General features: G+C 67.0%; 13 protein-coding genes. 5 read left to right on the forward strand and 8 right to left on the reverse strand.

The genetic code is table 11. The features are described 5' to 3' along the window. Positions 1-347 (reverse strand): alpha/beta fold hydrolase (locus AC27VE_RS21870; protein WP_488704946.1); only part of this gene is annotated, 347 nt, incomplete at its 3' end. An 85-nt stretch (positions 348-432) separates the two neighbouring features. On the opposite strand from AC27VE_RS21870, the gene AC27VE_RS21875 reads away from it, so the two are divergent. The 3 genes from AC27VE_RS21875 to AC27VE_RS21885 all read left to right on the forward strand — a co-directional run bounded on the left by AC27VE_RS21875 (position 433) and on the right by AC27VE_RS21885 (position 3,329). Continuing rightward, entirely contained in the window at positions 433-1,332 is a 900-nt protein-coding gene (locus tag AC27VE_RS21875; RefSeq protein ID WP_427956650.1) for a LysR family transcriptional regulator, read from the forward strand. Between the two features lie 189 nt (positions 1,333-1,521). Next, the gene (locus AC27VE_RS21880) at positions 1,522-2,028 is read left to right on the forward strand and encodes a hypothetical protein (RefSeq protein WP_006226675.1); all 507 of its coding nucleotides are present in this window, start codon (positions 1,522-1,524) and stop codon (positions 2,026-2,028) included. 98 nt (positions 2,029-2,126) lie between these two features. Continuing rightward, the gene (locus tag AC27VE_RS21885; RefSeq protein WP_088590293.1) at positions 2,127-3,329 is read left to right on the forward strand and encodes an MFS transporter; all 1,203 of its coding nucleotides are present in this window, start codon (positions 2,127-2,129) and stop codon (positions 3,327-3,329) included. A gap of 269 nt (positions 3,330-3,598) precedes the next feature. On the opposite strand, the gene gltX is transcribed toward AC27VE_RS21885, so the two are convergent. Beyond that, complete coding sequence (gene gltX / locus AC27VE_RS21890; RefSeq protein ID WP_488704947.1) at positions 3,599-5,005, reverse strand: glutamate--tRNA ligase; 1,407 nt, start codon at positions 5,003-5,005, stop codon at positions 3,599-3,601. A gap of 129 nt (positions 5,006-5,134) precedes the next feature. On the opposite strand from gltX, the gene AC27VE_RS21895 reads away from it, so the two are divergent. Continuing rightward, complete coding sequence (locus tag AC27VE_RS21895; RefSeq protein ID WP_424626600.1) at positions 5,135-7,576, forward strand: bifunctional acetate--CoA ligase family protein/GNAT family N-acetyltransferase; 2,442 nt, start codon at positions 5,135-5,137, stop codon at positions 7,574-7,576. Positions 7,577-7,624: 48 nt separating this feature from the next. On the opposite strand, the gene AC27VE_RS21900 is transcribed toward AC27VE_RS21895, so the two are convergent. The 6 genes from AC27VE_RS21900 to yjgA form a co-directional block, all read right to left on the reverse strand. Further along, positions 7,625-8,317 (reverse strand): isochorismatase family protein, encoded by a 693-nt coding sequence (locus AC27VE_RS21900; RefSeq protein ID WP_488704948.1) that lies wholly within the window; start codon positions 8,315-8,317, stop codon positions 7,625-7,627. A gap of 9 nt (positions 8,318-8,326) precedes the next feature. Continuing rightward, complete coding sequence (locus AC27VE_RS21905) at positions 8,327-9,163, reverse strand: ABC transporter permease (protein ID WP_088590297.1); 837 nt, start codon at positions 9,161-9,163, stop codon at positions 8,327-8,329. Between the two features lie 3 nt (positions 9,164-9,166). After that, positions 9,167-9,979 (reverse strand): ABC transporter ATP-binding protein, encoded by an 813-nt coding sequence (locus AC27VE_RS21910; protein WP_006226681.1) that lies wholly within the window; start codon positions 9,977-9,979, stop codon positions 9,167-9,169. After that, a complete protein-coding gene (locus AC27VE_RS21915; protein ID WP_488704949.1) occupies positions 9,979-10,983 on the reverse strand; it encodes an ABC transporter substrate-binding protein in 1,005 nt (334 codons plus the stop codon). Before AC27VE_RS21915 ends, AC27VE_RS21910 begins: the two co-directional genes overlap by 1 nt. A 408-nt stretch (positions 10,984-11,391) precedes the next feature. Next, positions 11,392-12,069, reverse strand: a complete 678-nt coding sequence (locus AC27VE_RS21920; RefSeq protein WP_006226683.1) for an alpha/beta hydrolase — start codon at positions 12,067-12,069, stop codon at positions 11,392-11,394. Between the two features lie 32 nt (positions 12,070-12,101). Then, positions 12,102-12,653 (reverse strand): ribosome biogenesis factor YjgA, encoded by a 552-nt coding sequence (gene yjgA, locus AC27VE_RS21925; protein WP_006226684.1) that lies wholly within the window; start codon positions 12,651-12,653, stop codon positions 12,102-12,104. 58 nt (positions 12,654-12,711) lie between these two features. Here yjgA and pmbA point away from each other — a divergent pair, with 58 nt between their 5' ends. After that, the gene (gene pmbA / locus AC27VE_RS21930) at positions 12,712-14,076 is read left to right on the forward strand and encodes a metalloprotease PmbA (RefSeq protein WP_427956643.1); all 1,365 of its coding nucleotides are present in this window, start codon (positions 12,712-12,714) and stop codon (positions 14,074-14,076) included. The last annotated feature ends 286 nt before the right edge of the window (positions 14,077-14,362 follow it).

Here is a 14,362-nt window from a genome sequence, read left to right on the forward strand (position 1 = left end):
ACGACCGTGGGGCCTTCCAGCGCATCCAGCGCGTGGGCCACGTCCTGGCCCAGGTCGGCGATGGTGGTGGCCGCAAACGCCGCGTCCTGGGGCAGCGCCCCATGGCCGCGCAGGTCCAGCGCCGCGCAGGCCAGGCCGGCGGCGGCGAAGTAGTCCAGATAGTGCGCAAAGCACCAGGCGCCGTGATAGGCGCCCGGCACGAAGAGCAGGCCGGGCCGGCCGTCTTGCGGCAGCGCGCCGACGATCAGGCGGCCCCGGCCCGCGGCGCGGGCGGGCAGGCGGTCGGCCAGGCTGAAATCCAGCGGGTCCGTGGCGATGGGGGCGGAAGTGGGGGCGGCAGCGTTCATCTTGCGGCCATCTTAAGTGCGCCCCTATGATCAGAAAACTTTATTTTTCCTATGATTCGATAAGTTTTCCAAATCAAGCTGCCCGATGCGATCCTTGCCTGACCTGTCCATTACGCATTACCGGCATTTCCTGCTGGTGGCAGAGCTGCGCAGTTTCCGCGCGGCGGCCGCCCGGGCCTTCCGCTCGCAGCCGGCGTTGTCCTTGTCCATCCGTGAAATGGAGCAGCGCCTGGGGCAGCCGCTGTTCGAACGCGGCAACCGCAACACGCTCACGCGCTTCGGGCAGGATTGCCTGCCGCTGGCGCGCGAACTGGTCGAGCATCACGACCGCGTGGCGGGCGCGCTGTCCGGGCTGGCCAACAACGGCGCCGGCACGCTGACGATGGCCTCTGTGGCCACCGTGGCGACGCACTGGCTGCCCGAACTCGTGGCCACCTACCGCGAGCGCTATCCGGCGGTGGCGTTGCGCCTGTTCGACGACAACTCCGAAGGCGTCGAACGCATGGTGCTGGCAGGCGAGGTCGAACTGGGCGTGTGCAGCCCGGTGTTGCAGGATCGCCGCCTGTCGTTCGAGCCGCTGCTGCGCGACGCCTTCGGCCTGGTCTGCCATCGCGGCCATCCGCTGGCCGGGCGCAAGTCGGTGACGTGGCGCGAGATCGCGGGCCTGCCGCTCGTGGGCACCGTGGCGCACCGGCAGCTTGCCGGCTATCCGCAGGCCGCCTTCATGCTGGACCGGCAGGTGTTCGTGTCGAACATGATGTCGCTACTGGCCATGCTGGAACGCGGCGTGGGCGTGACTGTACTGGCGCGGCTGGGCGTGCCGCCGGACTCGCCCGGGCTGGCGTTCGTGCCGCTGTCGCGGCCGCGGATCGAACGCGAATTGGGCATCACGCGGCTGGCGGGGCGCAGCCTCTCGCCGGCGGCCGCGCGCATGGAAGAAATGCTGCGCGCCAAAGCGGTGCGGGGCGGCCGCAGTGTCGCTTGAAACCAACGCATTCGTGCGTTTTCCAGGGCTAAACCCGGGGCTTTGAACGCCCGACTGTTGCGCAATTGCACTCCGCGCGGATCGTCGTTGATTCTTCCCAGGCGGCTCTTTAGAGTGCGTCATGTTTGCTGCGCGAAGGACGTGCCGGTGTGATCGGTGCGGCGCGTCGACAGACGTGTTGAGGAAGACATGAGCAGTGTGTATTTGCGTTCGGCCGGCATCGCCTGCGCCGTTCTGGTCCTGGCCGGTTGCGTCGCCAGGAAACCCGCCGTCATCACCGAGGCCCAGCCCGCGGAACCGCCCAAGCCGGTGGCTTGCGTACCCGCCCAAAGCGGCGACCCGATGATCGGCACGTGGTTGTCGAACAGCAAGCCGCGCGACGTCAGCGGCGACCTGCAATCGCTGATCGTGTTGTCCGCCGATGGCACGATGGCCTATGAAACCCTGTTGAAGATCGGCCGCAAGGCGCGTCCCGCCCTGCGCGAGACCGGTTGCTGGACGGTGGCAGACGGCATCTACACGATGCGGACCACCAAATCCGCCGGCGAACTGGTGGACGCCAACGATCCGATCTACCTGAACCGCTACCGCGTCGAAAAGGTCGAGAAGACCAAGCTGACGCTGCGCGAACTGAAGACCGGCGGCCAGGTCGTGACCGCGCGCCGCATGCCTCCGGGCTACCGCCTGCCTTACTAAGCGTTGCGCCGGGCGGACACTCCGCCCGGCGGCTTCGCCAAGACGGCCGGGCTGCGGTAAGGTGCGGGCTTCGACTTTCGCCTCGCCGCCGGACCTCCATGCCCGCCATGTCCTCCGAAGCACGCGCTATCGCGCTGCTTGCCCTGGCCGCTTTCGTCAGCGCCAGCGCTTTCCGCATCTGTGATCCCATGCTGCCGCAACTGGCGGCGGAATTCGGCACCACCACCGGCCAGGCCGCCCGCGCCGTGACGGCGTTCGCCGTTGCCTACGGCGTGCTGCAGATGTTCTTCGGGCCTGTCGGCGACCGCTACGGCAAGTACCGCGTCGTCAGCGTGGCGACCGTGGCCTGCGCACTGGGCAGCGCGGGCGCCGTCATGGCCGAGTCCCTGGATGTGCTGGTCTTGTGCCGCGCGCTGTCAGGTGCGGCGGGGGCGGGCATCGTGCCGCTGTCGATGGCCTGGATTGGCGACAACGTGCCCTACGAACGCCGGCAGGCGACGCTGGCGCGTTTCCTGACCGGGACCATCCTGGGCATGTCGGCCGGGCAATTGGCCGGCGGACTGTTCGCCGACACCATCGGCTGGCGCTGGGCCTTTGCCGCGCTGGTCGTGGGGTATCTGGCCGTGGGCGTGCTGTTGCACCTGGAAGTGCGGCGCCAGCAGGTCTCGGGCTTCGGCCGGGTCGAGGCGGGGGCCGGCACTAAAGGTTTCGTGGCGCAGGCGCGCCTGGTGCTGGGCACGCCGTGGGCGCGCATCGTGCTGGCGACGGTCTTCGCCGAAGGCCTGCTGGTGTTCGGCGCCCTGGCGTTCGCGCCGTCGTATCTGCATGAACGCTTCGATATTTCGCTGACCGCGGCCGGCGCGCTGGTGGCGGTGTACGCCGTGGGCGGCCTGATCTATACGGTGGTGGCCGGCCGCATCCTCAAGCGCCTGGGCGAACGCGGCCTGGCGATCGCGGGCGGCCTGGTGCTGAGCGTGGCGTTCCTGTCCTACCTGCTGGGGCCGGTCTGGATGTGGAGCCTGCTTGCCAGCGTGCTGGCCGGCTTCGGCTATTACCTGCTGCACGCCACGCTGCAGACCAACGCGACGCAGATGGTGCCGTCGGCGCGCGGCACCGCCGTGGCCTGGTTCGCGTCCTGCCTGTTCATGGGACAGGCGGCCGGCGTGGCCCTGGCGGGCGCGGTGGTCGACGAGATCGGCGCCGCCGCGCTGTTCGGCGGATCTGCCGTGCTGCTGCCGCTCTTGGGCGCGTTCTTTGCGCGGGCGCTGAAGGCGCGGGCGGCGATTCAGGCCGGCGGCTGACGGCGCCGGGGGGATGGGGGTGATGGAGGCCCCGGCTGAGAGGCTGTAGGATGGGTGGAGCGCGCGGAGGGTAATGGCGAGAACACCGATATCCAGCGCGCGCAACCCATCAAGCAGTGCCCCAATGCCTCTTCGATTTCGCTATGAAATGACGGTCGCGTGATGGGTTGCGCGCGTTCGAGAGCGTTCTTCTTGCGCAAAGACGCGCGCGCTCCACCCATCCTACGGGATAACGCCATGCCAGCCTCCGGCCAACCCTCCTCTCGGCCTCAGATTGCGGCCAGGCGGGCCAGCACGGTCTGCTTGCCCAGCAGGGCCAGCACGGCGTCCACGGCGGGCGTCTGCGTCTGGCCGGTGACGGCCACGCGCAGCGGGATCGCCAGTTGCGGCATCTTCAGGCCGCGGTCGGCCAGCACGGCCTTGATCAGCGCCGAGATGGCTTCGCGGGTCCAGTCGGTGTCCTGGGCGCGCTGGGCGAAATCGGCCAGTGCTTCGCGTGCCGCGGCGGTCAGGTGCTGTTCGACGAGCTCGGCCGCAGCCGGCTTGAACTCGGCGCAGAACAGCATGGCGCCGTCAGCCAGTTGCTCCAGCGTTTCCGCGCGGTCCTTCAGCAGGCCCATGACGCCCGGCAGGTCGATCTTTTCCGGATGGCCGCCACGGTTGGCCACGCGCGGGGCCACGCGTTCGGCCAGTTCCGCGTTGTCCATCTGCTTGATGTAGTGGGCGTTGACCCAATTCAGCTTCTTCGGATCCCATTGCGAGGCCGACTTCGACAGGTGCTTGGTGTCGAACCACGACACCAGCTGCTCGCGCGAGAAGAGTTCGTCGTCGCCGTGGCTCCAGCCCAGGCGGGCCAGGTAGTTGATCATGGCCTCGGGCAGGTAGCCGTCGTTGTCGTACTCCATGACGTTGACCGCGCCGTGGCGCTTGGACAGTTTTTCGCCGTCCGGGCCCAGGATCATCGGCACGTGGCCGTATTCGGGCAGGGTCGCGCCCAGCGCGCGCAGGATGTTGATCTGGCGCGGGGTGTTGTTGACGTGGTCATCGCCGCGCAGGACGTGCGTGATGCCCATGTCCCAGTCGTCGACCACCACGCAGAAGTTGTACGTGGGCGTGCCGTCCGGGCGCGCGATGATCAGGTCGTCCAGTTCGGTGTTGTCGAAGCTGATCGTGCCCTTGACCATGTCGTTCCAGGAGGTGGCGCCTTCCTGGGGGTTCTTGAAGCGCACGACGGGCTTGCGGCCGTCGGGGATGGCCGGCAGCGTCTTGCCCGGTTCCGGGCGCCAGGTGCCGTCGTAGCGCGGCTTGTCGCCGCGGGCGCGGGCGGCTTCGCGCATGGCTTCCACTTCTTCGGGCGAGCTGTAGCAGTGGTAGGCGGTGCCGGCGGCCAGCATCTGCGCGACCACTTCGCGGTAGCGGTCCATGCGCTGCATCTGGTAGAAGGGGCCTTCGTCGGGCTGCATGCCCAGCCATTCCATGCTGTCCAGGATGGCTTGCACCGCTTCCGGCGTGGAGCGTTCAACGTCCGTGTCTTCGATGCGCAGCACGAAGGTGCCTTGGTGATGGCGCGCGAAGGCCCAGGAGAACAGCGCGGTGCGCGCGCCGCCCAGGTGCAGGAAGCCCGTGGGCGAAGGCGCGAAACGGGTACGAATGGGGGAGGAGGCGTTGGAGGTCATAGGTGGCAATGATAGCGGCTGCGGCGCCACAAAGCGGCGTCAGGCAGGGTCCACATCAAGCGGACGACGGGATTGTCTTGTTACGATGAACGGTATTTTAGATTAGGGCCCGATAAGCGCCTGCCCCCTATGCTGCGACACGCTCTTGCCCCGATGTTCGAACCCGGCTCGCTGGTGATCGTTGCCGACAGGCCCCTGCCGGCGACGGCCTCCCTGTCGCCCGCGCTCAAGGCGAAAACCACCGTGGTGGCCTGCGAAACGGGGGCCGCGCCTGAACTGCCCGCCACCCTGCAAGGGCTGGCCCCGGGCGAACGGCCTGATCTGGCCCTGGTTTGCGTGTCACCGGCCGTGCTGCCGGAAACGCTGCGGCGCCTGTCGCCGCTGGCGCCGCGCTCGGTAATCCTCTTGCCCCACGAACTGCCCGACCCGTATCCGCGCGGCACGCTGGCCCTGTGCCGGGCCTGGGCCGAAGAAAACCGCTGCGAACTGCTGGGGCCGCGCTCCTTCGGCGCCCAGCGTCCCCATGCGGGCCTGAACTTCAGCCAGCACCCGGTGCTGGCGCGTGCCGGCCGCGTGGCGCTGCTGGCGCAGTCGCGCTCGATCATGGCGGCGGTCATGGACTGGGCCGAAGACGTGCATATCGGCTTTTCCACCGCCGTGTCGCTGGGCGACGAGGCAGTGGTGGGCCTGTCGAAGGTGCTGGACTACCTGGCCAGCGACCCGCGCACCGACAGCATCGTGCTGTATCTGGAAGACGTGGGCCCCGCCCGCGAATTCATGAGCACGCTGCGCGCCGCCGCCAGCGTCAAGCCGGTCATCGTGCTGAAGGCCGGCCGGTCCGACGCCGACAGCGCCGACGCCATTTTCGACGCCGCCTTGCGCCGCGCCGGCGCGGTGCGTGTGCGCTACTTCGTGCAGCTGTTCTCGGCCGTGAAGGTGCTGGGCTACACGCGCCGCCCCAAGGGCCGGCGCGTGGCGCTGATCTCCAACGGCAACGGCCCCCCGCAGTTGGCCATGGACCTGATCGGCCCCGACGCCGCCGTGCTGCGCGCCGAACTGGCGCCCGCCACGCGGCGCGCACTTGAGGGCATGCTGGAGCCGGACGCGGCCAGCGCCAATCCGGTCATCACTTATACGCCGCTGACGCCGGAGCGCATCCGCGCCATCCTGGAAACCGTGCTGGACGACGCGGGCGTCGATGGCGTGCTGGTGCTCTTGGCGCCCGATGCGCTGGCCGACATGCCGGCGGTCGCGCGCGAACTGGCGCAGATCGCGCCCAAGGCGAAAAAGCCCGTCGTCAGTTGCTTCATGGGCGACGCCGGCATGCGGCCTTTGCGGCGCATGCTGGACGACGCGGGCACGTCCGCTTTCCGGACGCCGGAATCCGCCGCCGACGCGTTTGGCGTGCTGGCGTCCCACCATTACAACCAGCAGTTGCTGCTGCAGACGCAGCCGCAGGAACCCCCCAGCCACGTGCCGGACCTGGCCGCGGCGCGCGAAGTCATCGCGCGGGTGCGCGCCGACTGCCGGCGCGAACTGAACACGTCTGAAATCCGCACCCTGCTGGGCCTGTTCTACGTACCGCTGCGCGACATGCCGGTGGAGGTTGCCGCGGTCGAGCCCGAATCCCGTCCGATGGCCATCCGCGTGCGGCGCGATCCGCAGTTCGGTCCGGTCATCCGCTTTGGCGCGGGCGGCCCGGACGCGATGCTGTCTGTGTCGGATCGCGGCATGGACCTGCCGCCGCTCAACGGCTTCCTGGCCCGGCAACTGATCGAACGCAGCCGCTTGTGGCGCCGCGTCCTGGCACCGCGCATCGGCCATATTGCCGCCGAGTCCCTGCAGCAGGCGGTGGTGCTGGTGTCCGAAATGGTGTCGGAATTGCCCGACATCGAAACGCTGGACATCGATCCTCTCTACGCCGGCGAAACGCATCTGCGCGCCGGCGGCCTGCGCCTGCTACTGACTGAAACCCCGGGCTGTGAAACGCCGCAGACCTCGGGCTATCCGCACATGGCGATCCACCCATACCCGGCGCGCCTGGTGCAGGTGCGTCGTTTCAGCGACGGCATCCCGTGGGTGCTGCGCCCGATCCGCCCGGAAGACGGCGACGCCTTGCAGGAGTTCATCCGCGGCCTGTCGGAGCGTTCTCGCTACATGCGCTTCGTGTCGATGATGCGCGAACTGACCCCGCGCATGGTGTCGCGCTACACGCAGGTGGACTACCACCGCGAATTGGCGCTGGTGGCGGCCACGCAAGTGCCCAACCCGGCCAACCGCGGCCATCCGCGCGAAGTCATCGTGGGTTTCGCGCACTACCTGCGCAACCCCGACGGGCGCGGGGCAGAGTACGCGTTGGTGATCGGCGACGACTGGCAGCGCCGCGGCCTGGGCCGCCAGTTGATGACGGCGCTGATCGACGCGGCGCGCGAGCAGGGGCTGGAATACATCGACGGCCTGGTGCTGTCGACGAACCGGCCCATGCTGGCGCTGATGACGAGCCTGGGCTTCACCAACGACGCCGACCCGGAAGACCCGACGATGCGCCGGGTCTGGCTGGGTCTGGTTTGACCCCCATGGTCTGACCCGATGGCCTGACCCCGTGCGGGGTCAGGTCCCTCAGGCGGTCTTTCTGGCTGCTTGCGCCGGCGTCAGCCGCGCCGCCACCTCGTCCACCGACAACACGTCGCCAAAGAACAGCATCCAGCCGTGCAGCGAATGCTCGTGCTCGGCGGGCGTCACCGCGGCCAGCGCGTCGTCGACCATGATGGTGCGGAAGTCCCGCATCATGGCGTCGCGCGCGGTGGATTCACAGCACACGTTGGTGACGGTGCCCGCGATCAGCAGCGTGTCCACGCCCAGTCCGCGCAGCAGGAGTTCCAGCTCGGACGATCCGGGCGCCATCGCGCTGTAGAAGCGCTTGACCACGCGCAGGTCCTTGTCGTGCGCATGCAGGTCCGGATGCAGCTGGAACCCCGGCGAATCGCGGCGCAGCGTTTCCAGCCGGCGCGCGCTGCGTTCGGGCGTCAGCATCACGCCGTGATGGTGCGACCAGAAGGCGTCGGCGTTGTCGGATGCGGTCTGCACCCAGACGACGGTGCCCCCGGCCGCGCGCACGGCGTCGCACAGGCGGTTCACCGGCGCGATGATCTCGCGCGCCGGCGCGCATTCGCCCTGGTAGCCGGGCAGCGTGAAGTACTGCTGCATGTCCACCACGACCACCGCCGTCCGGGCGGCGGGCAGTTCGTCATACGGATGCAGGCAGCCTTGCCGGGCCACGACGCGATCCTGTACCCATTGCGGGAATTCCATGGCGGTTCCTTATCCGTAGCGCCGCGCCACGGCGGCTTCGACGCGGTAGATGATGAGATACATCACGCTGGAGATCAGCGCCAGCATGGCGATGGCGGTCATGACGATGTTCAGCTTGAATACCTGGCTGCCGTTCATGATCAAAAAGCCCAGGCCGGAATCCGCGGACTGGAATTCGCCCACGATGACGCCCACCAGCGCCAGGCCGATGTTCATCTTCACGGCCGCGATCAGGGTGGGTACGCTGCCGGGCAGCACCACCTTGGTCAGCACCTGCCAGCGGCTGGCGCCGAACGTGTGGGCCAGCTTGACCTTGTTCAGGTCGATACCCCGGAAGCCGGCATACACCACCATGATGGTGACGAACACCGCGATGGCCACGGCCATGCCGTACACGGCGTAGTCCGACCCCAGCCACAGGTAGAAGATCGGCACGAAGGCGATCTTGGGCATGGCGTTGGCGACCACCAGGAAGGGGTCCAGCACCTTGTACAGGAAGTCCGACCACCACAGCGCGGCGGCCACCACGATGCCGATCGCCATGCTCAGCGTAAAGCCGACCAGCGTGGCCGACAGCGTCGTCATGATGTGCTTGCCGAGCTGGCCGTTGTTCCACAGTTCGATAAAGGTGGGCCACAGGGCGCTCGGGTAGCTGGTCAGCAGCGGATTCAGGATGTGCATGCGCGGCAGGATTTCCCAGGCGCACAGAAAGACCACCAGCAGCAGCGCCTGCGACAGCCGGATGTTGCGTTTGCGGGCGCGGTCGCGGCGCAGGTAGTCCAGATACTTGGCGCTGGGCGCGGGAACGGCGCGCAGAGGGACGGTATTGGCGATGGGCGCATTCATGGGTCAACCCTCCACGTGGACGTCCAACTCGTCCCAGAGCTGTTTGAAATAGGTGTTGAACTCCGGCCGCGAGCGCGCCTGGAAGGGCGTCGGCCGGGCGCCGTCGCCATAGTGGATACGGTACTGGCTCTTCAGCCGGCCGGGCCGGCGCGACAGCACGATGACGCGGTCCGTCATGGCGATGGCCTCGCCGATGTCGTGCGTGACCAGCACCACCGTCTTGCCCTCACGGCGCAGGATGTCCACCACTTCGTCCGAGATCGCCAACCGCGTCTGCGAATCCAGCGCCGAAAAGGGCTCGTCCAGCAGGATCACGTCGGGCTCGGTCACCAGCGTGCGCGCCAGCGCCGCGCGCTGCCGCATGCCGCCGGACAATTGGCGCGGCGTGTGCGACAGGAACGCGCCCAGCCCGCACTTCTCCAGCAGATGCACGGCGCGCGCCTCGCTGCGCGCATCGCGCCGGCCCTGGATCTCGGCGCCCAGCATCACGTTGTCCAGGATGGTGCGCCATTCAAACAGGTAGTCCTGCTGCAGCATGTAGCCGATGCGCGGATTGGGCTTGGTCACGCCCTGGCCGTCGATCAGCACGGCGCCCGAGGTCGGCGGGATCAGCCCGGCAATCAGCGATAGCAGGGTGCTCTTGCCACAGCCGCTTTGCCCGATCAGGCTGACGAATTCGCCCGGCGCCAGCGTGAACGACACGTTCGACAGCGCCTCGGTTTCGCCTTCGGTCGTGAAGTACGACAGGCAGACCTCGCGCAGCTCGATCTTCGCCGTGGCGACGGCCGGCTTCAGGTTATGGACGGCGGCTCCCATCACGGCACCTTCTTGGCAAAGTCGGCCACCACCACGTCTTCATACTTCACGCGGGCGGTTTCCTTCATGACGGCGCTGGCGATCAGCATGTCCTGCAGCTTCGCCATGGCCTCGGCCGTCACCAGCGGCGACGTCTTCCAGATCTGGTACTGCTTGTAGCGTTCGATCGCTTCGGTCACGGCGCCCTGGTCCATGCCGGGGAAGAACGTCATGATCTGCGGGGTCAGCGTGGCGGCGGGCGTGTCCTTCACGTATTTTTCGGCTCGCGCGACCACATCGGTCCAGGCCTGGATGACCTTGGGGTTGTCGCGGATGTATTTGTCGGTGGCGGTGAAGACGGTGTAGTCCACCTGGCCCACTTCATGGCCGACGGAGGCCACGATATAACCCTTGCCGTTGCGCACCAGTTCGCCGGCCTCGGGTTCCAGGAAGATGCCGTATTCGCCTTGCCCCGCCATCCACGCGCCGGCGCGCGCCGGAATGCCGATGTTGTTCAGCAGCTTCACGTCCTTCTGGGGGTCAAGCCCGTGCTTGCGCAACGCGGTTTCCAGGAACACGATGGGGTTGGATCCCGGCCGAAAGCCGATGACGTCCTTGCCCTTGAGCATCGACCAGTCGAACTTCTCGATGGGTTTGCGCGCCAAAAGGAAGAACCCGTCGGTGGCCGTCAGGCCGGCGAAGATCTTCGGCTTGACCGGCGATTCGCTGTTCTGCACGTAGATGGATGCCTCGGGACCGATCAGCACGATGTCGGCGCTGCCCGAGAGCAGGGCCGTCATGCCTTTGTCGGTGCCCTGGGATGTCTTCATCGACACGTCCAGCCCGGCATCCTTGAAGTACCCCTGCGACAGGGCCACGTACTTGGGCACGTAGAGGATGGAACGCACCACCTCTTCGTAGCGGACCTTCACGGGGGGATTCAGGGCTTCGGCGTGGGCGGCCAGCGGAATGAACAGCGCAAGCAGCGCTACGCCCGCCAGGCGGGGCAATGGCAAGGATTTCACGGGACTTTCTCCTGCGTCTTGTATGGCACGCCGAAACCCGGCGCAACACGGCCAATGGGATGGAATCGACAACAACAACAGGGAAGCCCGAACGATCACTGCCCGGGCCCTAAGGCATGGATCGAATACTATATTCAATACAAACAGGCGACAAGTATTTTGCGATTGGCGTTTTTCTCTATGGACGAGCGCCAGCCAAGCCCGGAAAATTCAGGGCTTGAATACCACTTGGTATACAGGAATGGGATTTGGCCGTTTGGGCGTGGGCTATAGCGGCCGGCGCGAAACGATGGGTTTCGCGCGCCGGACAGGCGAAAGCTTGCCGTGCTTCGTAGGATGGGTGAAGCGCGAGATCAGGCGCGAGAGGGCGCTGACGCCCAACGCGCGCAACCCATCATCAACCCGAGATCAACCCCACACGCCATTCAAGAACGCCGAAATGTCTCGGACTTCTTCGGCGCACACCGAATGCGGCATGGGATACGTGTGCCAGCGCACGTCGTAGCCCAGGCGCTTGAGTTCAGCCAGCGACGCCTCGGCGCGCGCCAGCGACACGACCGGGTCGTACTGGCCGTGGGCCATGAAGATCGGCGTGGCGTTGTTGGCGCTGTGGCGTTCGGCTTCGGCGGTATCCGCGAGCGGCAGGTAACCCGACAGCGCCATCATGCCCGCCAGTTTCTCCGGCAGGCGCAGGCCCGTGTGCAGCGTCATGGCGCTGCCTTGCGAAAACCCGGCCAGCACGATGTTCGACGTGGGGATGCCCCGGGCGTTTTCGCGCGCAATCAGCTTGTGGATGGCGGCCTCGGATGCCCGGATGCCCTTGGCGTCTTCCACGCGGACCAGGTCCATCACCAGGATGTCGTACCAGGAGCGCATCGACATGCCGTTGTTGATCGTCACGCGCTGCACCGGCGCGTTCGGAAACACGAAGCGCACGCCCAGGCCCGCGGGCAGGTCCAGTTCCGGCACGATGGGCGCGAAGTCATTGCCGTCGGCGCCCAGGCCGTGCAGCCAGATCACGGCGTGCGTGGGATTGGGGGCGGTTTCGATCTCGATGCAATCGAGCAGGTCGGTGGAAGCGTTCATGGACGGCCGGCGGGAAATTCAGGGAAGGGAAATCAGAGCGTCAGGGTCTTCAAGGCCTGGAACAGCGCACGATAGTGCTTCTTCTGCGGTTCCTGGCCCTGCAGCAGCGAGGCATTGCCCAGCTTTTCCTTGCGCGCGGCGCGGATCAGCGTGCGCAGTTGCTGCGCATCGGCTTGCGGATTGTTCGCCAGCAGCTTGGTCAGCAGATCGTCGTCGTCCAGCAGGCGGTCGCGCAACGTTTCCAGCCGGTGCATGGCGGCGGTTTCTTCGCGCGAGCCGTTTTCCCAGACATCGAGCTGGGCGCGGATCTCGTCGGCGGGGGCGTCGCGCATCAGCTTGCCCACGAAGTGGACCTGGCGGCGGCGGCCTTCGCGGCCGGTCGTGCGCTGCGCCATGCGGATCGCCTCATAGAGGCGTTCGGCCAGCGGCAGTTGCTTGAGGCGTTCGGGGGACAGTTCGATCAGCTGTTTGCCCAGGTCCAGCAGGGCGTGCATTTCACGCTTGACCTGGGACTTGCTGGGACGGTCGTAGCCGTTTTCATCGTAACCGTCGTCGACGGATTCTTCTTCAGTATGGGAATTCATGGAAAACTGCGCAATGACAGACTTGGCTATGATAACCGTCTCTGCAAATTGGACAGCAATGGTTAAATCCTCCTCATCCTTGCCGCTGGCGGCGAATCACGCGCGTTTTTCCGAACTCGTCGAACAAACCCTCGCCTACGCGCGCCAGATCGGCGCTTCCGACGCCGCGGCGGAAGTCTCGGAAAGCCTGGGCCTGTCGGTCTCGGTCCGAAAGAACGACATCGAAACCGTTGAGCAGACACGCGACCGCTCGCTGGACCTGACGGTCTACGCCGGCCAGAGCCGCGGGTCCGCCTCGACCTCCGACTTTTCCGAAGCGGCGCTGCGCCAGACCGTCGAAGCCGCCTGGCACATCGCCCGCCATACCGCTGCCGATCCGGCCGCCGGCCTGCCCGACGCCGACCAGCTGGCCACCGAATTCCCCGACCTGGACCTGCACCGCGCCTGGAGCGTGTCCACCGAAGAAGCCGCCGAACTCGCGTTGCGCGCCGAACGCGCTGCGCGCGACGTCGACGCCCGCATCACGAACACCGACGGCGCCACCGTGGGCACCTACGAAGGCCAGTTCGTCATGGGCAACACCCGGGGCTTCCTGGGCGGCTACCCGTATTCGCGCCACAGCCTGTCCGTGGCGCCCATCGCGGGCCGCGGCAACGGCATGCAGCGCGACTACTGGTACACGTCCGAGCGCGATCCGGCCAAGCTGGCCTCGCCCGAGGCCATCGGCCGTTACGCCGCCGAGCGCACGCTAAGCCGCCTGTCGGCCCGCCGCATCCGCACCGGCAAGTTCCCCGTCCTGTTTGAAGCGCCGCTGGCGCTGGGGCTCGTCGGCGCGCTGACCCAGGCCGTCAACGGCGGGGCGCTCTACCGCAAGGCGAGCTTCCTGGTGGATTCGCTGGGCAAGCCGATCTTCCCCAAGCACATCAACCTGACCGAAGACCCCCACATCCGTGGCGGCATGGGCAGCTCGCCCTTCGACGACGAGGGCGTACGCACGCGCCGCCGCAGCGTGGTGTCGGCCGGCGTGCTGGAAGGCTATTTCCTGTCGTCCTACACGGCCCGCAAGCTGGGCATGGCTACCACCGGCAACGCCGGCGGCTCGCATAACCTCGTGTTCAGCTCCACGCTGACCAAGCGCGGCGACGATTTCGAAGCCATGCTGAAGAAGCTGGGCACGGGCTTCCTCGTCACCGAACTGATCGGCCAGGGCGTCAACTACGTCACGGGCGATTACTCGCGCGGCGCATTCGGCTACTGGGTGGAAAACGGCAAGATCCAGCATGCCGTGCAGGAAATCACCATCGCCGGCAATCTGGCGGACATGTTCCAGCAGATCGTCGCCGTGGGCGCGGACACCATTTCGCGCGGCACCAAGACCACCGGCTCGATCCTGATCGAGCAAATGGCCATCGCGGGAACGTGATCGCCGGGGGAAACGATGGGTTGCGCGCGGCGCATGCCGGTGTCCTGATCCGCGTTTCCTCGCGCTACACCCATCCTGTGAACCTGGGCCATCCCAAGACATCGGAACCCTCCCCCGTAGGATGGGTGAAGCGCGGCACCCGACCAGCCAGGACGCAGGCGTCCAACGCGCGCAACCCATCATCTCCCCCCTCTCGGGAATTCCTCTAGCCACCAACACCGATATCCCCGTGTAATATCCGGCGGGTATTGCTCGAAGTCCCAGGTGTTGCAGTAAGGAGCAAAGA

The sequence above is a fragment of the Achromobacter sp. 18P8.1.1 genome (assembly GCF_057799415.1).